This is a genomic window from Methylobacterium sp. J-077 (assembly GCF_022829365.1).
Classification (GTDB): Bacteria; Pseudomonadota; Alphaproteobacteria; order Rhizobiales; family Beijerinckiaceae; genus Methylobacterium.
In genome coordinates this window covers 1-21,999 of record NZ_JAKSYJ010000250.1, presented here as the reverse complement: position 1 = coordinate 21,999, position 21,999 = coordinate 1, and the positions used below count along the sequence as shown (strand labels likewise).

The 21,999-nt window shown below is 68.9% G+C and carries 25 protein-coding genes and 1 tRNA gene; 6 read left to right on the top strand and 20 right to left on the bottom strand.

Going from position 1 to position 21,999, the window contains the following annotated elements:
• Window positions 1-26 precede the first annotated feature (26 nt).
• The 11 genes from MKL11_RS31880 to MKL11_RS31830 all read right to left on the bottom strand — a co-directional run bounded on the left by MKL11_RS31880 (window position 27) and on the right by MKL11_RS31830 (window position 11,751).
• Window positions 27-1,037 (bottom strand): phosphotransferase family protein, encoded by a 1,011-nt coding sequence (locus tag MKL11_RS31880; RefSeq protein WP_243951185.1) that lies wholly within the window; start codon window positions 1,035-1,037, stop codon window positions 27-29.
• A 3-nt stretch (window positions 1,038-1,040) separates the two neighbouring features.
• Complete coding sequence (locus MKL11_RS31875) at window positions 1,041-1,808, bottom strand: SDR family NAD(P)-dependent oxidoreductase (protein ID WP_243951183.1); 768 nt, start codon at window positions 1,806-1,808, stop codon at window positions 1,041-1,043.
• A gap of 1 nt (window position 1,809) precedes the next feature.
• On the bottom strand, window positions 1,810-2,988 hold the full coding sequence (locus MKL11_RS31870; protein WP_243951181.1) for an acetyl-CoA C-acyltransferase family protein: 1,179 nt from the start codon (window positions 2,986-2,988) through the stop codon (window positions 1,810-1,812).
• A 254-nt stretch (window positions 2,989-3,242) separates the two neighbouring features.
• A complete protein-coding gene (locus MKL11_RS31865; RefSeq protein ID WP_243951179.1) occupies window positions 3,243-4,448 on the bottom strand; it encodes an acyl-CoA dehydrogenase family protein in 1,206 nt (401 codons plus the stop codon).
• A 36-nt stretch (window positions 4,449-4,484) separates the two neighbouring features.
• Window positions 4,485-6,443 carry a DNA mismatch repair endonuclease MutL gene (gene mutL / locus MKL11_RS31860; protein ID WP_243951177.1) on the bottom strand — a complete coding sequence of 653 codons (1,959 nt, stop codon included), beginning with the start codon at window positions 6,441-6,443 and terminating at the stop codon, window positions 4,485-4,487.
• Between the two features lie 78 nt (window positions 6,444-6,521).
• Window positions 6,522-6,875 carry a hypothetical protein gene (locus tag MKL11_RS31855; protein ID WP_243951175.1) on the bottom strand — a complete coding sequence of 118 codons (354 nt, stop codon included), beginning with the start codon at window positions 6,873-6,875 and terminating at the stop codon, window positions 6,522-6,524.
• A 90-nt stretch (window positions 6,876-6,965) separates the two neighbouring features.
• The gene (locus tag MKL11_RS31850; RefSeq protein ID WP_243951173.1) at window positions 6,966-7,952 is read right to left on the bottom strand and encodes a branched-chain amino acid ABC transporter permease; all 987 of its coding nucleotides are present in this window, start codon (window positions 7,950-7,952) and stop codon (window positions 6,966-6,968) included.
• Window positions 7,953-8,031: 79 nt separating this feature from the next.
• Window positions 8,032-8,919: a branched-chain amino acid ABC transporter permease gene (locus MKL11_RS31845; RefSeq protein WP_243951171.1), complete on the bottom strand. Its 888-nt coding sequence runs from the start codon at window positions 8,917-8,919 to the stop codon at window positions 8,032-8,034.
• A gap of 28 nt (window positions 8,920-8,947) precedes the next feature.
• Window positions 8,948-10,165 (bottom strand): ABC transporter substrate-binding protein, encoded by a 1,218-nt coding sequence (locus tag MKL11_RS31840; protein WP_243951169.1) that lies wholly within the window; start codon window positions 10,163-10,165, stop codon window positions 8,948-8,950.
• Window positions 10,166-10,256: 91 nt separating this feature from the next.
• A complete protein-coding gene (locus tag MKL11_RS31835) occupies window positions 10,257-11,000 on the bottom strand; it encodes an ABC transporter ATP-binding protein (protein ID WP_243951167.1) in 744 nt (247 codons plus the stop codon).
• Window positions 10,993-11,751 carry an ABC transporter ATP-binding protein gene (locus MKL11_RS31830; protein WP_243951164.1) on the bottom strand — a complete coding sequence of 253 codons (759 nt, stop codon included), beginning with the start codon at window positions 11,749-11,751 and terminating at the stop codon, window positions 10,993-10,995. Before MKL11_RS31830 ends, MKL11_RS31835 begins: the two co-directional genes overlap by 8 nt.
• Before the next feature lie 275 nt (window positions 11,752-12,026).
• On the opposite strand from MKL11_RS31830, the gene MKL11_RS31825 reads away from it, so the two are divergent.
• From MKL11_RS31825 to MKL11_RS31815, 3 genes are all read left to right on the top strand, one after another.
• Entirely contained in the window at window positions 12,027-12,905 is an 879-nt protein-coding gene (locus MKL11_RS31825) for a 2-dehydro-3-deoxygalactonokinase (protein ID WP_243951162.1), read from the top strand.
• Window positions 12,902-13,537, top strand: coding sequence for a 2-dehydro-3-deoxy-6-phosphogalactonate aldolase (locus tag MKL11_RS31820; RefSeq protein WP_243951159.1), 636 nt, complete (start codon window positions 12,902-12,904; stop codon window positions 13,535-13,537). Before MKL11_RS31825 ends, MKL11_RS31820 begins: the two co-directional genes overlap by 4 nt.
• 75 nt (window positions 13,538-13,612) lie before the next feature.
• Window positions 13,613-14,752, top strand: coding sequence for an alanine racemase (locus MKL11_RS31815; RefSeq protein ID WP_243951157.1), 1,140 nt, complete (start codon window positions 13,613-13,615; stop codon window positions 14,750-14,752).
• Window positions 14,753-14,761: 9 nt separating this feature from the next.
• Here MKL11_RS31815 and MKL11_RS31810 read toward each other — a convergent pair whose 3' ends face one another.
• From MKL11_RS31810 to MKL11_RS31790, 5 genes are all read right to left on the bottom strand, one after another.
• The gene (locus tag MKL11_RS31810; RefSeq protein WP_243951155.1) at window positions 14,762-15,004 is read right to left on the bottom strand and encodes a hypothetical protein; all 243 of its coding nucleotides are present in this window, start codon (window positions 15,002-15,004) and stop codon (window positions 14,762-14,764) included.
• Between the two features lie 180 nt (window positions 15,005-15,184).
• On the bottom strand, window positions 15,185-15,358 hold the full coding sequence (locus tag MKL11_RS31805; RefSeq protein ID WP_243951153.1) for a hypothetical protein: 174 nt from the start codon (window positions 15,356-15,358) through the stop codon (window positions 15,185-15,187).
• A gap of 181 nt (window positions 15,359-15,539) precedes the next feature.
• Window positions 15,540-16,457: a histone deacetylase gene (locus MKL11_RS31800; protein ID WP_243951150.1), complete on the bottom strand. Its 918-nt coding sequence runs from the start codon at window positions 16,455-16,457 to the stop codon at window positions 15,540-15,542.
• Window positions 16,454-17,368: an NAD(P)/FAD-dependent oxidoreductase gene (locus MKL11_RS31795; protein ID WP_279600856.1), complete on the bottom strand. Its 915-nt coding sequence runs from the start codon at window positions 17,366-17,368 to the stop codon at window positions 16,454-16,456. Before MKL11_RS31795 ends, MKL11_RS31800 begins: the two co-directional genes overlap by 4 nt.
• A gap of 255 nt (window positions 17,369-17,623) precedes the next feature.
• A tRNA-Leu gene (locus MKL11_RS31790) sits at window positions 17,624-17,708 on the bottom strand.
• A gap of 136 nt (window positions 17,709-17,844) precedes the next feature.
• Between MKL11_RS31790 and MKL11_RS31785 the strand changes: the two genes are divergently transcribed.
• Both MKL11_RS31785 and MKL11_RS31780 read left to right on the top strand, forming a co-directional pair.
• Window positions 17,845-18,426: a YqaA family protein gene (locus tag MKL11_RS31785; protein ID WP_243951145.1), complete on the top strand. Its 582-nt coding sequence runs from the start codon at window positions 17,845-17,847 to the stop codon at window positions 18,424-18,426.
• Between the two features lie 2 nt (window positions 18,427-18,428).
• Window positions 18,429-18,917 carry a disulfide bond formation protein B gene (locus MKL11_RS31780; protein WP_243951143.1) on the top strand — a complete coding sequence of 163 codons (489 nt, stop codon included), beginning with the start codon at window positions 18,429-18,431 and terminating at the stop codon, window positions 18,915-18,917.
• Between the two features lie 19 nt (window positions 18,918-18,936).
• Here MKL11_RS31780 and MKL11_RS31775 read toward each other — a convergent pair whose 3' ends face one another.
• The 4 genes from MKL11_RS31775 to cpdR form a co-directional block, all read right to left on the bottom strand.
• A complete protein-coding gene (locus MKL11_RS31775) occupies window positions 18,937-19,392 on the bottom strand; it encodes a DUF1178 family protein (protein WP_243951141.1) in 456 nt (151 codons plus the stop codon).
• A gap of 8 nt (window positions 19,393-19,400) precedes the next feature.
• Window positions 19,401-20,258: a carbon-nitrogen hydrolase family protein gene (locus MKL11_RS31770; RefSeq protein ID WP_243951138.1), complete on the bottom strand. Its 858-nt coding sequence runs from the start codon at window positions 20,256-20,258 to the stop codon at window positions 19,401-19,403.
• Window positions 20,251-20,520: a glutaredoxin 3 gene (grxC, locus tag MKL11_RS31765; RefSeq protein ID WP_243951136.1), complete on the bottom strand. Its 270-nt coding sequence runs from the start codon at window positions 20,518-20,520 to the stop codon at window positions 20,251-20,253. The genes MKL11_RS31770 and grxC overlap by 8 nt, the downstream gene beginning before the upstream one ends.
• A gap of 104 nt (window positions 20,521-20,624) precedes the next feature.
• Window positions 20,625-20,981, bottom strand: a complete 357-nt coding sequence (gene cpdR / locus MKL11_RS31760; RefSeq protein ID WP_007558883.1) for a cell cycle two-component system response regulator CpdR — start codon at window positions 20,979-20,981, stop codon at window positions 20,625-20,627.
• Window positions 20,982-21,190: 209 nt separating this feature from the next.
• Between cpdR and MKL11_RS31755 the strand changes: the two genes are divergently transcribed.
• The coding region (locus MKL11_RS31755) for an N-formylglutamate amidohydrolase (RefSeq protein WP_243951135.1) at window positions 21,191-21,999 on the top strand (809 nt) is incomplete at its 3' end.

Genomic DNA, 21,999 nt, shown 5'->3' with positions numbered 1-21,999 from the left:
GGCGCCGGAGGGTTCGTCCTGCATGCTCAACTCCAGCTCTCCGGGGCGGTCGCCCGCAGGATCGTGCGTTCCAGCTCGGGCACCATCCGGCCGGTCAGCGCCAGTTCCAGGGAGAATTCCCGGCCGGAGACGTGGCGGGCGCCCTGCTCCAGGGCGATCACCGCCCAGCGCAGATGCGCCATCACCTCCCAGTAGGCGACGCTCTCGGGATCGATGGTCCGCCCGCTCTCTTCGGTGTAGCCCCGGTAGAACGCCGTCCGGGAGCCGATGCCACCCGCTTCCAAGTCGGGGCGCCCGAAGCGCCAGCAGGTGGCGCAGAACCAGCCGAGATCCTGCGCGGGATCGCCCCAGCCGGCGAATTCCCAATCGAGGATCGCGGTCAGGCCCGCCTCATCGACCATGTAGTTGCCGGTTCGGAAGTCCCGGTGCACCAGGGTCGGCGCCGGGCAGTCCGGCGCCCGGACCTCGCCCCAGCGCAGCCCCCACTCGATCGCCGGGCGCTGGGCGCCGATCCCATCGAGGCTGGCGCGCAGGCGGTCGATCTCGGCCAGCGCCGGCTGCGTCTCGGGTGCGCCCAGGAAGGCGAGCGCAGCGGGCGGCTCGCCCGGGTCGAGGGCGCCATGGATCCGGGCGAGCTCGCGGCCGAGCGTCTCGGCCAGAATATCCCGGTCGCCGCCGAGGGTTAGGTCCTTGGCGATGCGCGGCCCGAGGCCCACGCCCTCGACCAAACCCATCAGCGCGAAGGGCGCGCCGAGAACCGCAGGATCGGCGCAGAATCCGACCGGCTCTGGGACGCGCACGCCCGCTTGCCAGACCGCTTCGAGGATACGGAATTCCTCCGCCCGGGACCGGCTCGAGGCAATGGTCGCAGCCGCATCCATGCGCAGCACGAAGGCCCGCGCCGTGTCATCGATCCGGCAGCGGACCAGCCGGTTCTCCTGGATCGAGCCGCCGCCCAGCGGCCGAATCTCCTCGATGGCGAGATCCGGACAGCCGAGAAGCCCGGCGATCCAGTCGCGTAGCCGTGTCTGTTCCATCCACTAAAGCCCCGACACGAGGTGGCCGCCATCGACCGCGACGACGCTGCCGGTCATGTACGAGCCGGCGTCCGACGCCAGAAGCAGGAGCGGCCCGTCCAGCTCCGACGCAGCGCCGAGCCGGCGCTGCGGCACGCGCTTGATCAGCGCCTTGCCGGGCTCGGAGTCGAAGAAGGCGTCGTTCAGCTCGGTGGCGATGTAGCCGGGTGCGAGGGCGTTCACCCGGATCCCGTGGCGCGCCCATTCGAGTGCCAAGCTCTTGGTAAGCTGCACCACCCCGGCCTTCGAGGCGGCGTAGGCCGCGAGCCCGCCGGTGACGCGCAGGCCCAGGATCGAGGCGATGTTGACGATGCTGCCGCCCGCCCCGTGCCGGACCATGCGCCGGCCGATCGCCTGCGCCACCACCCAGACGCCCTTCAGGTTCGTGTCGAGCACGAAGTCCCAGTCGGCCTCGTCCAAATCGAGGGCCGGCTTCGTGGCGGTGACGCCGGCATTGTTGACCAGCACCGAAACGGGGCCGAACCGCGCCTCGGCGGCGTCGATCGCCTGCTCGACGCTCGCGACATCGGTCACGTCCATGACGACGGCGTGAGCCTCTCCGCCCTCGGCTTCAACCCGCGCGACGGTTTCGGCCAGGGCATCGGCGCGCCGGGCGCAGAGCGAAAGGCGAGCACCGGCCTCGGCGAGCGTGCCGGCGAAGTGGCGGCCGAGGCCGCTCGACGCGCCGGTGACCAGCACGTGCCGGCCGGTCAGATCGAACGGGACGGCCATCTCAGTGCACCCGCTCGATCGCCATGGCGATGCCCTGGCCGCCGCCGATGCACATGGTGATGAGCCCATAGCGGCCGTTCACCCGCGCCAGCTCGTAGAGCGCCTTCACGGTGACGATCGCCCCCGTCGCGCCGAGCGGGTGGCCGAGCGCGATGGCGCCACCATTCACGTTGACCTTGCCGGGGTCGAGGTCGAGGGCGCGGGAAACCGCGCAGGCCTGGGCCGCGAAGGCCTCGTTGGATTCGATCACGTCGAAATCGGCGGCGCGCAGGCCGGTGCGCGCCAGCAGGCGCTGGACCGCCGGCACCGGCCCCATGCCCATCTCGGACGGGTCGACTCCCGCATGGGCGTAGCCGACGATCCGGGCGAGCGGCCGCGATCCGTCGCGCTCGGCCGCCGCCGCGCTCGCCAGCACGAGGATCGCGGCGCCGTCGTTGAGCCCCGAGGCGTTGCCGGCCGTGACGCTGCCGGTCTTGGAGAAGGCCGGGCGGAGCTTGGCGAGATCCTCGGCACTGGTGGCTTTCGGGTGCTCGTCGGTGTCGAACGCCACGGTCTCGCGCTTGCGCTGGACCTCGATCGGCAGGATCTGGTCGCGGAACCGGCCCTCGCGGATCGCCCGCGCGGCCCGGGCCTGGCTCTCGGCGGCGAAATCGTCCTGCATGGTCCGGAGGATGCCGTAACGCTCCGCGACGTTCTCGGCGGTGACGCCCATATGGCCGTGGCCGAACGGGTCGTTGAGCACGCCCACCATGTAGTCGACCAGGGCGGCGTCGCCCATGCGCTGGCCGAAGCGCCCGGTCTTCAGGAGATGGGGCGACCGGCTCATGCTCTCGGCGCCCCCGGCCACCGCGATCTCGGCGTCACCCAGCATGATCGCCTGGGCGGCCGAGACGATCGCCTGCAGACCGCTGCCGCACAAGCGGTTGACCGTGAGCGCCGGCACCTCCTTGGGCACCCCGCCCTCGATCGCAGCGACCCGGGCGATATAGGCGTCCCGCGGCTCCGTCGGGATGACGTGGCCGAGCACGACATGGCCGACCGCCTCGGGGGCGGTCCCGGAGCGCTTCAGCGCCTCCGCGACGCATTTCGCCGCCAGCTCGGCCGGCGGGACCGCGGCGAGCGAGCCCCCGAAGGTGCCGATCGCGGTGCGCACCGCACCGGTGATCACGACATCGGTCATTGTTTTGGGCCTTTCCTCGCCTTGGACGGTCGCCGATCTGGGCGTTCGAACGGCCGATCCTTGTTTTTCGCCGCCAGCCGAGCTGGCGGACGGCATTCCCATCCACACCCTCATCCTGAGATGGCGACACTCAGCGTCGCCCTCCAGCCAGCGGTGCGACCCCTGGAGGCCTCCTTCGAGGCGTCCGCTGCGCGGACGCACCTCAGGATGAGGGGGTGGGTTGGAGGTTCACGTCAGGGATGAAAACGCTAGGGTCACGCCTCGACCCCCCAAGTCCAAAACGAATCGCCCTCGGCCTCGAGATTGCGGTTGAGCACCATCTTGTGGACTTCGTCGGCCCCGTCCACCAGCCGGGCCTGGCGGGCGTAGCGGTAGATCCACTCCAGCGGCGTGTCGGTGGAGTAGCCCCGGGCACCGTTGATCTGGATCGCGATGTCGGCCGCGGCGTGGACCAGGTTGGCGACGTGGACCTTGGCCATCGAGACCTCCTTGCGGGCAAAGCTCCCCTGGTCGAGCGCCCAGGCGGCCTTCATCACCAGCAGCCGGCCGATCTCGATCCGCATGGCGAGGTCGCCGAGCATCAGCTGGATGCTTTCCCGGTCGGCGAGGCGGATGCCGAAGCCGTAGCGCTCCCCCGCGTAGGCCCGGGCGATCGCGACGCAGCGCTTCGACAGGCCGAGCCAGCGCATGCAATGGGTCAGCCGCGCCGGGCCGAGGCGGATCTGGGTGAGCTTCAGGCCGTCGCCCTCGGTCATCAGCACGTTCTCGGCCGGGATCTCCAGCCCGTCGAACAGCAATTCGCAATGGCCACCATGCTCCTCCGGGCCCATGATCGGGATCCGGCGCAGGATCTCCCAGCCCGGCTGGTCCTTGTGGAACAGGAAGGCGGTCAGCCCCCTGCGCGCATCGTCGGAAGTGCGCGCCATCAGGATGAAATGGGCGGCCTCCTCGGCCCCGGTGATGTACCATTTGCGGCCGGTGACCACGTAGGTGTCGCCCCGGCGCTCGGCCCGGGTCTGGATCATGCCGGGATCGGAACCGCCGCCCGGATGCGGCTCGGTCATGGCAAAGGCGGAGCGGACCTCGCCGCGCACGATCGGGTCGAGCCAGCGCGCCTTCTGGGCGGGCGTCGCGACCTTCTCCAGCACCATCATGTTGCCGTCGTCGGGGGCCGCAGAGTTGAACACCACCGGCCCGAAGATCGAGCGGTTCATCGCCTCGTAGCAGACCGCCATGCCGACCTTGTCGAGCCCGACCCCGCCGGTCTCGGGCTTTAGCTGCAGGCACCAAAGCCCCTCCGCCTTCGCGAGGTCGCGCAGCCGCGCCAGTTCGGCCAGGCCGATATTCCCGTGCGCGTCGTAGGACGACCGGTCGGCCTCCACGGGCAGGATATGCCTGTCCACGAAGGCTGCGATCCGCGCGCGGTAATCCTCGACGCGGCGGGGAATGGTGAAATCCATGGTCGCGGGCTCCGATGGGTGCCAGTGCGCGGGGGATTACCGGCGGCCGAACAGCCGCTCGATGTCGGAAAGTTTGAGCTCGATCGAGGTCGGGCGGCCGTGGTTGCACTGGCCGGAATTGGGTGTCGCCTCCATCTCGCGGAGCAGCGCGTTCATCTCCTCCGGACGCAGGCGTCGCCCGGCGCGGACCGAGCCGTGGCAGCTCATGCGCGAGAGCACCGCATCGAGACGCCGGCCGAGCGGACCGCCCTCGGTTGCGGGAGCCCCCCCCTCTTCGTCGCCGCTCGCCTCCAACGCGTCAAGGATGTCGGTGACGAGATCGCGGATCGAGGCGCCGAGCAGGGCCGCCGGCACCTCGCGGACCAGCACGGCACCGGTCCCGAACGCCTCGATGGTGAGGCCGAGCCGGTCTAGATCCGGTGCAGCGGCGACGAGGCGCTCGGCCGCGTCGGGGCTCATCTCGACCACGTCCGGAATCAGCAGGCCCTGGCGGGCGATGCCGCCCCGGGCCCGCTCGGTTTTCATCCGCTCGTAGACCAGGCGCTCGTGGGCGGCGTGCTGATCGACGATCACCAGGCCGTCCCGTGTCTGAGCCAGGATGTAGGTCTCGTGGATCTGGGCACGCGCCGCGCCGAGGGGGTGATCGATGGCGTCGGCCGCCTCGGCGACTGGCCGGACATCCGCCTGGGGCGGTGCCGCGTCATCCGCCGGACGCTCGAACGGGGCCTGGGCCGCCTCGCCGAACCCCTGCGGCTCCCCGAAGGCCGACTCCACATTCCCGAAGGCCGGCTCTGGCGCTGGCCGCCAGCCCTCCGGCCGGCGGTATCCCGATGGCGCCGCTACCGAGGGTGTGCCCGCCGGGAAGAAGCTCGACCGGGCCGACCGGAACAGGCTCGGTGCGGCGGCGCCGGTATGGGTGGCCAGCGCCGGACCGGCCGGGCGCAAAGCCTCGAGGGTCCGGCTGGCGCCCGTGGTGGCCGAGCGGGCGCCGCCCCGGCGCAGGGCGTCGTGGATCGCGCTCACCACCAGCGCCCGCACCAGGCCGGGCTCGCGGAAGCGCACCTCGGTCTTGGCCGGGTGGACGTTGACGTCGACATGGTCGGGATCGCAGGCGATGGCGAGCCCGAGGACCGGGTGCCGGTCGGAGGCCAGGGTGTCGGCATAAGCGCCGCGCACCGCGCCGAGCAGCAGCCGGTCGCGCACCGGGCGGCCGTTGACCACGAGGTGGATGTAGCCGGCCGCCCCCCGGTGATAGGTCGGCAGGCCGACATGGCCGGTCACCCAGAAGCTCTCGCGGATGAGCGACACCGGCAGGGCGTTGGCGGCGAAATCCGGCCCGAGCACCGCGGTCAGGCGGCGCAATTCCGCCTCCGGCCCGGTTTCGGCGGGCAGCAGCAGCGGCTGGCCGGCATCCGCCTTCAGGGTGAAGCAAATCCCGGGCTGGGCCACGGCGAGCCGCCTCAGGCTTTCGGCGATGGCGGAATTCTCGGCCCGGTCGGATTTTAGGAACTTGAGCCGGGCGGGCGTCGCCGCGAACAGCTCGGTGACCTCGATCCGCGTGCCGCGCTGGGCCGGGGCCGGGCGGACCACGCCTTTCAGCCCGGCCTCGACGGTGAGGCTCGCGCCGGCCTCGGCGGCTTCGGGGCGGGTCACGATCGCCAGCCGCGAGACTGCGGCGATCGAGGGCAAGGCCTCGCCGCGGAACCCCAGCGTGTCGATGGCCGAGAGGTCGCCGCCCGGGAGCTTCGAGGTGGCGTGGCGCTCGACGCACAAGGCCAGATCGTCCGGGCTCATGCCGCGGCCGTCATCGACGACCCGGATCAGCCGGCGGCCGCCATTCTCCACCACCACGTCGATGGTGCGGGCACCGGCATCGATGGCGTTCTCGACCAGCTCCTTCACGGCCGAGGCCGGGCGCTCCACCACCTCGCCCGCAGCGATGCGGTCGACGAGGATCGGGTCCAGGCGGCGGATGACGGAATGAGAGGCGGACATCGAGGCGCACGATAGCCCGGAGGCGACGGCGCTCCTAGGGTCCCGGGTGACAGCCGCGGTGTCGCCGGGCCGCGGCGCTCAGGCGCGGCGGCCCGAGCCGCCGAGGCTGACGCGGTTGCCCGCGGGGCGAGCACCGTGGCTCGGCGCCCGGTAGGGCCGGCGGGACGCGTCGTAGAGGGCGTTACCGACCAGCCCGGCGGTGCGGCGGAGCGTGGCGCCGTCGCAGGTCGCGGCGACCCGAACGCCGATTTCGTGGGTGTGGCTGCGCCCGTACAGCCAGACGGCGAGGCGTGCCCGGGTCGCCTCGGGGATACCGTCCAGGATGTAGGAGGCCGTATCGGCGTCCGCCTTGATCAACCGGCCGACGGTTTCGGGCGGGACCGGGCAATCCACCGCGGGATCGTCGATGCTCAGCGGCCGGGTCTTCGTCATGATCAAACCTGTCAGCCTGGGAACTGCAGGTTGAACCGCCTTGGTTAACGAAGGGTCAACGAACCGGGCCGGGCGACGCACCGCGACAGCTCACAGCGGCTTGCGGATCAGCTTTGCGACGAGCCCGATGATGCCCTCACGGAACAGCAGGACGCAGAGCACGAACACGCAGCCCTGGATGATCGTCACCCACGCGCCGAACTGCGCGAGGTAGGTCTCCATGGTGACGATCACCAGCGCGCCCACGATCGGCCCGAAAACCGTGCCCATGCCACCGACCAGCGTCATCAGCACCACCTCGCCCGACATCGACCAGTGGACGTCGGTGAGCGAGGCGAGCTGGAACACGATCGCCTTGGTCGAGCCGGCGAGACCGGCGAGCGTCGCCGAGAGCACGAAGACCGCGAGCTTGTACTGGTTGGCCCGGTAGCCCAGCGAGATCGCCCGCGGCTCGTTGTCCCGGATCGCCTTGAGCACCTGCCCGAACGGCGAATGGATGATCCGATAGATCAGCAGCATCCCGGCCATGAAGATCACGCAGACGAGGCCGTACATCGCCCGGTCGTCGGCGAGGCTGATTACCCCGAACAGGTTGCCCCGCGGCACCGCCTGGATGCCGTCCTCGCCGCCGGTGAACTTGGCCTGCAGCGAGAAGAAGTAGGCCATCTGGGCGAGCGCCAGGGTGATCATCGAGAAATAGATGCCCTGGCGCCGGATCGCCAGCGACCCGAACACCAGGCCAAACAGAGCCGCCGTGGCGGTGCCTGACAGGATCGCCAGTTCCGGGGTGAAGCCGAGGCTCTTGGCCGTGTAGGCGCAGAGATAGCTTGCCATGCCGAAATAGGCGGCGTGGCCGAAGGAGAGAAGGCCGCCGTAGCCCAGCAACAGGTTGAAGGCGAGCGCGAACAGCGCGAAGCACAGCACCTTCATCAGGTAGACGGGATAGAGCACCAGCGGCGCCGCGATCAGCGCCAACGCAATGCCGACGAAGATCATCCGGTGCAGCGCCTTGTCGTCGCGGCGCGTCGGTAGCGCGGCGGCGATCGGTGCGACGTCGATGGCGGCGGTGTCGGCCATTGGGGTCGAGCCTCAGATCCAGAGCATGATGCGGAAAAGTGGAACCCGGTTTTCCGCATCATGCGATAACGGGGACAGATCAGGCCGTGCGCCCGAACAGGCCGGCGGGTTTGACGAGCAGCACCAGCACCATGATCACGAAGATCACGGTGGCGGACGCCTCCGGGTAGAACACCTTGGTCAGGCCCTCGACCAAGCCCAGCGCGAAACCGGTGATCACCGAGCCGATGATCGAGCCCATGCCGCCGATCACCACCACGGCGAAGACCACGATGATGATGTCGGCGCCCATGTTCGGGTTCACCGAGTAGATCGGCGCCGCGAGCACGCCGGCGAAACCCGCGAGCGCGACGCCGAACCCGTAGGTCAGGGTCAGGAACAGCGGAACGTTGACCCCGAAGGCCTGAACGAGGGTCGGGTTCTCGGTGGCGGCGCGCAGATACGCGCCGAGCTTGGTCTTCTCGATCACCAACCAGGTGGCGATACAGACGGTGAGCGAGGCGACCACCACCCAGGCCCGGTAGTTCGGCAGGAACATGAATGGCAGGCGCTGCCCGCCCGACAGCTCCGGCGGGATCGCGTAGGGCAGCCCCGAGACGCCGTATTGGTTGCGGAACAGGCCCTGGATGATCAGCGCCAACCCGAATGTCAGGAGCAGGCCGTAGAGGTGGTCGAGCTTGTACAGACGGGCGATCAGCACCCGCTCCAGCACGACCCCGAAAATTCCCACCACCAGCGGCGCCAGCCCGAGCGCCCACCAGTAGCCGAGCCCGACATAGGTGAGCAGCATCCAGGCCACGAACGCGCCCATCATGTAGAGCGCGCCGTGGGCGAAGTTGATGATGTTCAGAAGCCCGAAGATGATCGCGAGCCCGAGCGACAGGATCGCGTAGAACGAGCCGTTGATCAGGCCGAGCAGCAACTGCCCGAACAAGGCCTGGGTCGGCACGCCGAAGATCGTATTCATGGCTGCCCTCCGTGCCGAACCCGCACCGTCAGCCCTTCACCAACGGGCAGTTGCCTTCGTTGAGCGGGCGGAAGACCTGGTCGCCGGGGATCGTGTCGAGCTTGTTGTAGAGATCCCACTCGCCCTTCGACTCGGACGGCTTCTTGACCTCGAACAGGTACATGTCGTGGATCTTGCGCCCGTCCGCGCGGATCGTGCCCTTGCCGAACAGCGGGTCGTCGGTGGGCATGGACTTCATCTTGGCGACCGTGGCGGCGCCGTCCGCGGTGGACTTCGTCTCGGCCACCGCCTTCAGGTAGTGCAGCACGTCCGAATACACGCCCGCATGGTTGGCGGTGGGCTTGGAATTGCCCTTCATCTGCTTGGAAAACCGGTCGGAGAAGGCCCGGGTCTGGTCGTTCAGGTCCCAGTAGAACGGCTCGGTGAGCACAAGACCCTGGGCGACCTTGGTGCCCAATGAGTGCACGTCCGAGGAGAAAACCAGGAGGCCGGCGAGCGCCTGGCCGCCCTCGGTGATGCCGAACTCGCCGGCCTGCTTGATCGAATTGATCGTGTCGGTGCCGGCATTGGCCAGCCCGATCACCTTGGCACCGGACCCTTGCGCCTGGAGCAGGAACGAGGAGAAGTCGGAGGTCGGGAACGGCGTCTTGACCGAGCCGATGACCTTGCCGCCGTTCTTGGTGATGACCGCGCTGGTGTCGCGCTGGAGGGTCTGGCCGAACACATAGTCGGCGGTGAGGAAGAACCAGGTGGTGCCGCCGCGCTTGACCATGGCGCCACCGGTGCCGTTGGCAAGCGCAACCGTGTCGTAGACCCAGTGGATCGTGTTCGGCGTGCATTGCGGGCCGGTGAGGTCGGCGGTGCCGGCGCCGGTATCGATGAAGACCTTGTTCTTCTCCTTGGTCACCTGGCTGATCGCCAGCGCCACCGAGGAGGTGACGCCGTCGGTGATCATGTCGACGCCGTCGCGGTCGTACCATTGCCGGGCGATGCCGGCCCCGACATCCGGCTTGTTCTGGTGATCGGCGGAGACGATCTCGACCTTCAGCCCGTGCTCGGCCGGCTTGAAATCCTCCACGGCCAGCTTCGCGGCGACCACCGAGCCCTCGCCGCTGATGTCGGAATAGGCGCCGGAGCGGTCGCCCAGGATGCCGATCTTCACGTTCGTCTGCGCGCTCGCACCGCCCATCATCAGGGCACCGGCGAGGGCGGCGAGGGACACGGACCCGATGAGACGTCCGACCATGGTCTTCCTATCCTCCAGCGGCGCAGCGGATCCCCGCCTGCCGAGCGTCCGACGCCGTTCTCCGGCGTTTATTGGGTATTGATCGCCTGAATCAGACGCCGAGATAGGCGTGAAGCTTGTCGATATTGGCGTCAAGTTCGGCATTCGGGATCATGTCGACCACCCTGCCCTGCTCGATCACGAAATGCCGATCGGCCAGGGTCTGCGCAAAGCGGAAGTTCTGCTCGACCAGCACGATCGTGTAGCCCTGGGACTTCAGCTGCTGGATCGTCCGGCCGATCTGCTGGACGATCACCGGCGCGAGACCTTCCGTGGGCTCGTCCAGCAGGATCAGCTTGGCGCCGGTCCGCAGGATCCGGCCGATGGCGAGCATCTGCTGCTCGCCGCCGGACAGCTTAGTGCCCTGGCTGCCCGCGCGCTCCTTCAGGTTCGGGAACAGGGTGTGGATCTCGGCCACCGTCATGCCGCCGGGCTTCACCCGGGGGGGCAGCATCAGGTTCTCGTGCACCGTGAGGCTCGCGAAGATGCCGCGCTCCTCCGGGACGTAGCCGAGGCCGAGCCGGGCGATGTTGCGCGACGCCATCCGGATGGTCTCGACGCCGTCATAGACGATCGAGCCGGCCCGCTTGCCCAGGATGCCGATGATCGCCCGGAGCGTCGTGGTCTTGCCGGCGCCGTTGCGGCCGAGCAGCGTGATCACCTCGCCGGCCCGGACGTCGAGATCGATGCCGTGGAGCACGTGGCTCTCGCCGTACCAGCCCTCCAGGCCACGGACGGTGAGGAGCGCATCGGTCGCCGCGGCCGGCACGGGCTTCTTCATGGCGGTCTCAAGCATGTCCCGCCCCGATATAGGCCTCGACCACGCGCGGATCCTTCGAGACGGTGGCGTAATCGCCTTCGGCCAGGACCTGGCCGCGGGCCAGGACGGTGATGCGGTCGGATAGCGACGCCACCACCGAGAGATTGTGCTCGACCATCAGGATGGTCCGGTCCTTCGAGACCCGGCGGATCAGCTGCGCCGTCCGATCCACGTCCTCGTGGCCCATGCCGGCCATCGGCTCGTCGAGCAGAAGCATCTCGGGATCGAGGGCCAGGGTCGTGGCGATCTCAAGGGCGCGCTTGCGGCCGTATGACAGTTCGACGGCCAGCGAATCCGCGAACTCTGCCAGACCGACCGCCTCGACCAGCACTAGGGCCTCGCCATCCAGAGCCCGCAGCACCTTCTCCGGCCGCCAGAAATCGAAGGAATCGCCCCGGAGCCGGCGCTGGAGCGCGATCCGCACGTTCTCGGTCACCGTCAGGTGCGGGAACACCGCCGAGATCTGGAAGGACCGAACGAGGCCGAGACGGGCCACGTCGGCCGCCCGCATCCCGGTGATGTCCTTGTCCTTGTACCGGATGGTGCCGGCGGTCGGGATGAGGAACTTCGTGAGCAGATTGAAACAGGTGGTCTTGCCGGCGCCGTTCGGGCCGATCAGTGCGTGGATCGTCCCGCGCTCGACTTCCAGCTTGACGCCGTTGACGGCCCGGAATCCCTTGAATTCCATCGTCAAGCCATCGGTCGCCAGGATCACGTCCCGTGCCAAGCGCGTCCCTCCCGCGTATGATTAATTGACAGCCATATCGCCGATCCGGCCATGAACAGTCCATGGCAAACGCCGGGCGCGGCGGGACAATCCCCGGCTCATGATATGCTGATGGTTCTTGGCTTCCGATCGGATATCCGATCCGCGGATGCCGAGGCCGGCTCGAATCGGCGTTTGCGGTCGGATTCTCCAGGCCGGCCGGGCCTCTGGGCCTCGCTTGACGGGGCAACCGCGGCCCATATAACTCAGACAAATTGCTGAGAGGGAGGAGGCGCATGGGCGGTCGAGCGGCCTACATCGCCGTCGACTGGGGCACCACCAACCGGCGCGCCTATGCGATGACCGCCGGCGGCGTCGTGGTGGACACCCTGCAGGATGAATGCGGCGTCATCGCGTTGAAGCCCGGCGACTATCCCGGCGCAATCGCGACTTTGCGGGACCGTTTCGGCGTGCAGACCATCGTCGCCGCCGGCATGGTCGGCTCGACCCGCGGATGGCGGGAAGCCCCCTATATCGACGCGCCGGCCACCCTCCACGCTCTCGGTGCCGCGAGCCTCGACGTCGCCCCCGATGTCCAGATCATCCCGGGCGTCGCGCTCAGGACCGGGCCCCGCCCGGACGTAATGCGCGGCGAGGAGGTCCAGGTGCTCGGCGCGATCAGCACGGGCGCCGCACCGCCGACGGCTTTGTTCTGCCAGCCGGGCACGCACAACAAGTGGATCGAGACGGTGGACGGCGCGATCACGGATTTTGCCACGGTCATGACCGGCGAACTGTTCGCCCTGGTCCGCTCGCACGGCATCCTGGCCGGCATGCTGGACGGCCCGGTCGCGGACGGAGTCGCCTTTCGGGACGGGCTTCGCCGCGGGCGCGAGTCGCAACACCTCGCCGCGGCCCTGTTCGAGGTCCGGGCTGGCGTGCTGCTCGACCGGCTGGCCCCAGCGGATGCCGCCGCCTATGCCAGCGGTCTCATGATCGGCGCCGATGTCGGCACGCGCGCCGACCTGGGCGACCGCCCGGTCCACCTGCTCGGTGGTGGCGCCTTGGCCGCCCTCTACACGGTCGCGATCACCGAGGCCGGCGGCTGCGCCGTTACGGTTCCGGACGGGTCCACCACGGCCGGCATCCACGCCATCTGGAGTTCGCGGGCATGACGATCCTCAACCGGTTCGAGGTCGCCTTCGCGGCTTGCCCGCTCGTGGCAATCCTGCGCGGGCTCACGCCCGACGATGCGCCGGCCATCGGCGACGCGCTGGTGGAGGCCGGGTTCACCCTGATCGAGGTGCCGCTGAACTCGCCGGATCCGCTAAGGAGCATCGCGCTCCTGGCCGAGCGCTTGGCCGGACGCGCCCTGGTCGGCGCCGGCACGGTCCTGACGCCGGCACAGGTCGCCGACGTCGCAGTGGCGGGCGGGACCCTGATCGTGTCGCCCAATACCGATGGCGCGGTGATCCAAGCGACCGTCACCGCCGGCCTCGTCTCCTTGCCCGGTTACCAGACGCCCAGCGAAGCGTTCGCGGCGCTCGCAGCCGGCGCTACAGCCCTGAAGCTGTTCCCCGCCGATATCGCCACCCCGGCGGCGCTCAAGGCGCATCGGGCCGTGTTCCCGTCCAGCGCCCGCGTGCTCGCCGTCGGCGGCGTCACGCCGGACAGCGTTTCGACCTGGCGACAGGCGGGCGCGGTCGGCTTCGGGCTCGGCTCGAACCTGTACCGCCCCGGCAAGCCGGCGGCCGAGGTCGCACGGGATGCCGCCGCCTTCATCGCGGCGATCGGGAAACCGCAATGACCGCAAAGCTGCCGTGACGGCGCCCCCGCCCCCGGTCTAGAACTTCGCCCGGACGAAGAGCGCGGGAGCGGGCGAATGACGGACGGCTTCGACGATCTGGAGACGCCCTGCCTGCTGCTCGATTCAGACAAGCTTGCGGCCAATGTCGCCGGGATGCGGGTGCGGCTCGACCGGCTGGGCGTCACCCTGCGGCCGCACCTGAAGACCGCAAAATCCCTGGATGTCGCTCGCATCGCCATGGCGAGCCCGTCGGGCCCGGCGACCGTCTCGACCCTGCGAGAGGCTGAGCACTTCGCCGAAGGTGGGGTCCGCGACCTGATCTACGCGGTGGGAATCGCGCCGCAGAAACTCGACCGGGTTGGGGCGATCCGGCGGCGCTGGGGCGTGGATCTCGCGATCGTGTTGGATTCGGTCGCGCAGGCCGAGGCCGTGGCGGCCTGGATTCGCCGCAACGGCGATCCGCTGCCGGTGCTGATCGAGGTCGATGCCGACGGGCATCGCTCCGGCGTGAATCCCGGCGACACGGATACACTCGTGGCGATCGGTCGGGTGCTCGCTGAGGGCGCATCCCTCAGGGGCGTCCTGCTGCATGCCGGCGACAGCTACGGGCTGAACGATCCCGCGGCCCTCAGGGCGGCGGCGGAAGCCGAGCGCCAGGCTGCGTTGGGGGCCGCCGCGATCCTGCGCGAAGCCGGCCTGCCCAGCCCGGTGGTGAGCGTCGGCTCGACCCCGACGGCGCGGCATGCGGAAAACCTCGACGGCATCACCGAGGTCCGGGCCGGCGTGTTCATGATCGGCGACCTGTTCCAGGCCGGAGTTGGCTCCTGCGCGATCGATGACATCGCTCTCACCGTTCTGACGACCGTGATCGGCCACCAGCGGGACAAGGGCTGGATCATCACGGATGCCGGCTGGATGGCGCTATCGCGCGACCGCGGCACGGCGCGGCAGGCGGTCGATCAGGGCTACGGCATCGCGTGCGACTCGGCCGGACACCCCTATCCGGACCTGATCGTGCGGGACGCGAACCAGGAGCACGGCATCCTGGCTCTGCGGCCGGGCGCATCCGCCTCCGTCCCGGATTTGCCGATCGGCGCGCGCCTGCGAATCCTGCCGAACCACGCCTGCGCCACCGGCGCCCAGCATGACCGCTACCATGTGGTCAGTGATGGCCATCTCACCGGCGCGGTCTGGCCGCGCATCAGCGGCTGGTGAGGCCTGGTCTCAGGGCCGGCTCGAGACGGTCCGGACCGGACGATCGGATAGGTCCATCACGACGCGGCAGCCAGGGCTGAGATTCGGCCGCTGCTGGCGCAGGCAAACCGTGATCGCCGCGACATTCGGGATCTGCGAGGCGCAGAGGCGCATGACATCTGGCGTGCAGGCGGCGCGGTCGGCCCGGGATTCCGCCAGCGCGGGCACTGCGCCGGCAATCAGGGCGAGCAGAGCGAACGAGGCGGATTTCATCGCGACAGATCCTTTGGCAGGTGAGCAGATGGCCGAACGGCCATGACTCGACGTGCGGCGAGAACGCCGCGACGGGTCGAAATATCCCACCGGCAAGAGCCCTTTTCTGTCGCACCACCCGCGACATGCGATGCGTGTCCGCGCGATGAAGGTATCGGCGCGGAAGGGCAGCCGGCGCGGTTAGGGCCTCGAACCGGGCGTGATCGCCCCGGTGGACACGGGCTCGGTCATGGCCGCAGCGGTGCTGGCCGGGGCCTTCTGCCGATCGAGCTTGTCTGCGGAGACGAGAGCAGCCGTGATCAGTGCAACCACTGCTATCGTCGCCTTCACCACCTCCCAGATTCGCACAAGCATGACTGAATCCCAACGGCGTCACGGGATCTTGAGCAGATCAGCCTGGGGCGAAGCTGTTCAGGCCGCGCGCAGCACACCTGCTGATCGATCCGTGACCTCAGGATCTTCGGCGCGGACCCTTCCCAAAACCTTTCGGCGTCAGTACCGCGCGTCCATGGCCGCGACCTGACGCATCCGCGCCTCACCTCGTCGCACAGGCCGCAGCCTCGGCGGCCAGCGCCTCGAAGACCAGCGCGTGGCGGAGCGCCAGGGCTTCCACGTCGGAGGTGTATCCCCCGCCGATCACCGCCACGAGCGGGATAGACCGCGCACGCGACTGGGCCACGACGAACTGATCACGGGCGAGCAGACCTGCATCGCTGAGGCAGAGCCGGCCGAGCCGGTCGTCGCGGTGCGGATCAACCCCGGCATTGTAGAACACGAGATCGGGGGCCAACGCGTCGAGAAGCGGCGGCAGGCGGGCGCGCAGCACTTCCAGATAGCCGGCATCGTCGAGCCTGTCCGGCAGACCGATATCGAAATCGCCGGCGATCTTCTGAGCGGGATAGTTGTTCTCGCAATGGATCGAGAAGGTGAACAGCTCCGGGCATAGCGCGAGGCAATCCGCCGTGCCGTCGCCCTGGTGGACATCGCAATCGACCACCAGGACCCGCCGGACTGCGCCCTCCGCCTGAAGGGTGCGGGCGGCGACGGCCACGTCGTTCAGCACGCAGAAGCCGGCCCCCTGCTGCCGCCGCGCATGGTGGCTACCGCCGGCCGCACTGCCCGCCAGCCCCTCGGCCAGCGCCAGCCGGGCGGCGAGGAGGGTCCCGCCCACGGAGGCGCGCGAGCGGCGGACCAGGGCCGCATCCACCGGCAGGCCGATCGCCCGCTCGATCTCCCGGGGCACGGCGACGCCGAGCACCGCTGCCACGTAGGCCGGATCGTGCGCGTGGGTCAGGATTTCCGCAGTCGCCAGCTCCGGAGTCACGAATCCGAGCGGCGCCAGCCCCTTGGCGACCAGCGTCTCGGCGAGGAGACCGTATATTTGCATTGGAAAACGGTGACCGGCCGGCAGGGTCGATTCGTAGGCCGCATGGAAGGCGATGGGCGGGATCACGCTGGGGCGCCAAGATCGGCGAGGATCGCCTCCGCGAGCGCCAGACCGCTATCATGCGCCGCCTCGATCCGCGGTCCAAGACACCAGTCGCCAGCGGCGCCCAGACGCAGGCCGGGATCATACTGACAGGGTTTACCGAGCATCGTCTCGACCTGGGCGAAGCGCCAGCGGTGCGCTTCCGCGTCGCTGAACCGAAGGGGCGTCCCCAGACAGGCGGCCGCGGCCTGCGTCAGCGTTGACACGATCGCTTCGCGAGGTTCCTCCAGATGGATGCGCGACCAGTCCGGTTTGGCATGCACGGTCAGGCGGAAACCCGGCGGCCGACCGGGCTTCGACGAATCCAGCGCCATAAGTCCGATCGGCCCCTCATGCGGCTCGGTTAGAACCTCCGCGGGGGCTCGATCGACGGCCACCATCACCGACCAGCATGGCGCGTAAGTGGCTCGCTCGATGTCCGGTAGGATAATGCCCGCGGTTGCGAGCAGAGCGACCGTCTGAGGTGCCGGGAAGGTGATGGCCAGCGCGGTGAACGGGCCGTGATCGGCCCCCGCACCATCAGTCAGGTGCCAGGAAGCGCTGTCGCGGCGGATCCCGGTGATGGTCGTGCCGCTGGCGACCGGGATTCCGACCAAGAGATCGCGAACCGGTGCGGTCATGTCGGGTACGCCGACCCAGCGCCCCGCACCCGCCCAGGGCGCCACGATACCCCGCCGCTCCCAATCGGCGAGTCGCGCCGCGTAAACGGTTCCATGCGCGCGCATGAACTGCGCGCCATGGTCGAACTGCATTGCGTCCGACCGCCGGGTCGCCATCCGACCACCGACGCCGCGCCCCTTATCGAAGACGCGCAGCGGTTGGCCTGCCTCGGCGAGACGGCGTGCCGCCGTCGCACCGGCCATGCCTGCCCCCAAGATCGCGACGGGTTGACGGTGGTTCAACAGATCGTCCCACTTCGATGGCGGCCCTATCAGTCGCCCGTTCGGCAGAGATAGGGGACGGTGGCGGTTGCGTCAGAGACGATCGACCGCGACCCATGGACTCGCTGGATGGGCATGGGGGACGGTGCGGCCACGGAGCGTATGGCACCGTGCCGTCATCTGCACTGAAGGTGCGTTCCAATCGCGGCGCTCGGGCCCGGCAAGAGCTGTTACCCGAAAGCCGACGGGTGGTGCGGGTAGAGGGAATCGAACCCCCACGCCTTGCGGCTGGCGATTTTGAGTCGCCCGCGTCTACCAATTCCGCCATACCCGCGCGCGTCGGGCTCTTCGCATAGGTGTGGCGCCTGCGCAAAGGGTGTTCGTGCTGTTTTTCGCCGAAGCGGTCGATCTGGCCATTGCGCGGCGCCTATGCTCAAAGGGCGGCCGCTTCCTCACGACCCGGACGTTGAATGCTTCGGCGGCTCTACGCGTGGATCCTCGCGCTCAGCGGCAGGCCCTCCGCGCCCTACGTGCTCGGAGCCGTCGCCTTCGCCGAGAGCTCGTTCTTCCCGGTCCCGCCGGACGCGATGCTGGTGCCGATGGCGGTCAGCCGCCCGGATCGGGTCTGGCTCTATGCGACCATCGCCACGGTGGCCTCGGTGCTGGGCGGCCTGGTCGGCTACGCGATCGGGGCGCTGCTGTTCGATTCCGTCGGTGAATGGCTGATCCGCCTGTACGGGCTGCAGAATTCCGCCGCGACCTTCCAGGATTCCTACGCCCGTTACGGCCACTGGGTGATCCTGCTGAAGGGGCTGACACCGATCCCCTACAAGCTCGTCACGATCACGTCGGGCTTCGCCCATTACAGTCTGTTCTGGTTCACGGTGCTGTCGATCGTCACGCGCGGGGCCCGGTTCTTCATCCTGGCCGGTTTGCTGGGCCGCTACGGGGTCCAGATCCGCGGTGTGCTCGACCGGCATCTCAACGCGGTTGCAGCGATCTCGGTCGCCGTCGTCGTCCTCGGCTTCTTGCTGTTCAAGGTGGTCCTATAGCCATGAACGTTGCGTCGGCGCTTCGTCTCAAGAAAGTAGGCCTCTGGCTCGCCCTCGCCTCGGCGCTGATCCTCGGCGCCGTCCTGACGCTTCAGTACGGCTACGGCTACGCGCCGTGTAAGCTCTGCCTGACCGAGCGCCTGCCCTATTACGCCGCACTCCCGCTGGGGCTCGCGGCCTTGTTCGCGCCGGAGCGGTTCGCCCGCCTGGCGCTGGGGCTCGCGGCGCTCGGGCTGCTGTATGGCGCCGGGATCGGCATCTACCATGCGGGGGCGGAATGGGGATTCTGGCCTGGGCCGAGCGATTGCGGCGGCGGCACGGGAGCCAATCCGGGCCAGGTCGCTGATTTCCTGAACGCGCTCCAGACTACCAAGGTGGTCGATTGCTCGGTGGCGGCCCTGCGCGTGCTCGGAGTCTCGCTGGCCGGCTGGAACGCCGCTGCGTCCTTCGTGCTGGCCTCCCTGGCCGGCACGACTGCCGCGCGTCCCTAGAACTGCGGATCGATCGCGATCAATTGCGATCGTCGGGCATGACCGGGATCGGCGCAACGTCGATCCCCTCCTCGATCAGGGCGCGTGCCTCGGCCGGGCTGGCCTCACCGTAGATCGAGCGGCCCTCGGCCTCGCCGTAATGGATCTTGCGGGCCTCCTCGGCGAAGCTCGCCCCGACATGCTCGGAATTCGCGACAACCTGCTCGCGCAAAGCCCGCAGCATCGCGCGCACCTGCCGCTCGGGCTCGGCGATCATCGGCAGCACGGCTTCGGGCGGAGCGGCCACTGGCGCCGGAAGCTGACCGCGATCGGTGCGAGCGACGCTCGGGGCCATGAGGGCCTTCGTCACCTGGGCACTGTCGCAGATCGGACAGGTCACCAGACCGCGCACGGCCTGCGCGTCGTAGGATTCGGAAGAGGGAAACCAACTGTCGAAGCCGTGGGCGGCTTCGCAGACGAGACTGTACCGGATCATTCTGTTGCTTACTGTGCAGCCTCGACCCGAGGCCCGATGCGCTCGACCGTGAACACGCGCGTATGTTGCAGTGCCGGTATCCGCGCCCGCGCATCCGCGACCTGGGCGAGGTCGATCTCGGCCAGGATCACCCCTGGCTCGGACCCGCCAGCAACGGCGAGCACCCGGCCCCAGGGATCGACGATCAGCGAATGGCCGTAGGTTTCGCGCCCATCCTCGTGGACGCCGCCCTGGGCCGCCGAGATCACGAAGGCACCGGTCTCGATCGCCCGCGCCCGCTGCAAGATGTGCCAATGCGCCTCGCCGGTCTGGCGGGTGAAGCAGGCCGGAGCCGTGAGAATCTCCGCACCCGCCTCGGCCAGCGCCCGGTACAGGGCCGGGAAGCGGATATCGTAGCAGATCGTCAGACCGAGCATCGCCCAAGGTGTCGCCGCCAGGACCGCGCAGGCGCCGCCGGTATAGGTCGCCGATTCGCGCCAGCGTTCGCCGCTGGGCAAGTCGACATCGAACAGGTGCAGCTTGTCGTAGGAGCCGAGGATCGCGCCGTCCGCGCTGATCAGATAGGCTCGGTTGGCGATCTTGTCGCCCGAGCGCACCGCGATCGAGCCGATATGCACCATCGTCCCGGTCTCGCGGGCCGTCTGGCGCAGGCCGGCGAGGGTCGCGTCCCGGTCCTCGGTCGTGACGCGCTCGAACAGGCGTTCGCGGCTCCGCTCGACCAGGGAGGTCATCTCGGGGGTCTGGACGTAATGCGCGCCGCGGCTCGCGGCCTCGCGTACGCCGGCGATCGCCGCGTCGCGGTTGACCGCGGGGTCGCGGCCCGAGCGCATCTGGACGCAAGCGGCGGTGAAGCGCCCCTCAGGCATCGGCCTTGTCCGTCAGCATCGGATCGAGCTTGCCGGCACGGTCGAGGGCGTACAGATCGTCGCAGCCGCCGACATGGGTCGCCCCGATGAAGATCTGCGGGACGCTGGTGCGGCCACCGGCACGCTCGACCATCGTGGCCCGTGCGCCCTGGGCGCGCTCCACGTCGATCTCATGGAAGGCGACGCCCTTGTCCTTCAGCAGGCTCTTGGCCGCCGAGCAGTAGGGGCACCAAGCCGTGGTGTAGATCGTGACCGGCTGCATGGCGGGCGTTATCTCGCGCGGGAACTCCCATCATATAAAAGCACGCCCGTCGAATCACCTATGCCCGTGCGGTCACAGCCGCATCGGTCAGCACTCTGCGCCGGTCAGGCGGCCATCAGCTTCTCGACCTCGTTGACGAGGTCGCGCAGGTGGAACGGCTTCGACAGGACCTTGGCGTCCTTCGGAGCCTTCGAATCCGGGTTGAGCGCGACCGCGGCAAACCCGGTGATGAACATCACTTTGATGTCCGGGTCGAGTTCGGTGGCGCGCCGCGCCAGCTCGATCCCGTCCATCTCGGGCATCACGATATCGGTCAGCAGCAATTCGAACGGCTCCTCGCGCAGCCGGTTATAGGCGGAGAGGCCGTTGTCGAAGGACAAGACGTCGTAACCCGCGTTCTGCAGCGCCTTGGCCAGGAACCGGCGCATGTCGTTGTCGTCTTCCGCCAGCAGGATTTTCATCGGCCGTTTCCGAGCCCTCGTGTCGAAATGTTGATCCCATAAAGGGAGGCGATGGTAAACAAGGTGTTAGGATTGGAGCCCGCGGCCGGCGCCGCGCGTCTCATGGGCCGCCGTGTGGGCCATCGGCACCAGAGTGGACAGGCGATCATTCACATACCACAGTGCCCGTCCGCTGCGTTTTTTCAACCGCCGGGGCCTGCACACAGCCAATGATCGCGCCCGAAACGGTACAGCCCGACGCATTCGGTTTTGCCCCCGCCTTCGAGGTCGATGAACCGGCGGTGCACACCCTGCCGTTCGTCTTCAATACCGGCCATTCCGGCGCCGTCTACCCCGCAGACTTCATCGCGGCCTCGCGACTGGATGCCCTGACCCTGCGCCGGTCCGAGGACGCCCATGTCGACCGGCTGTTCGCCTCGGTGGTCGCGCTCGGCGCGCCGCTTCTACGGGCCAATTTCCCGCGCGCCTTCCTGGACGTGAACCGCGAGCCGTTCGAACTCGACCCGCGCATGTTCGACGGCAGGCTGCCGCCCTTCGCCAACACACGGTCGATGCGCGTCGCGGGCGGCCTGGGCACCGTGCCGCGCGTCGTGGCGGACGGCCAGGAGATCTACGCGAAGCGTCTGCCGGTCGGCGAAGCGACCGCGCGGATCGAGGCCTTGTACAAGCCCTACCACCAAGCTCTGCGCGGGCTGATCCAGCGCACCGCCCGCAGCCACGGCCATTGCGTGCTGATCGATTGCCACTCGATGCCGTCTTCGAGCCTCGGGCGCGATGCCGAGATCAAGGCTGACATGGTCTTGGGCGACCGCTACGGAACGGCCTGCGCGCCCGGCCTGATCGAGGCGTTCGAGGCCACGTTCCGCGCCCAGGGCTTTCGAGTGGTGCGCAACAAGCCTTACGCGGGCGGCTTCATCACCGAGCATTACGGCGAGCCAAATCTTGGGCGTCACGCCCTGCAGATCGAGGTCAATCGGGCTCTATACATGGACGAGGCGAGCCTCGCTGTGACGCGGGA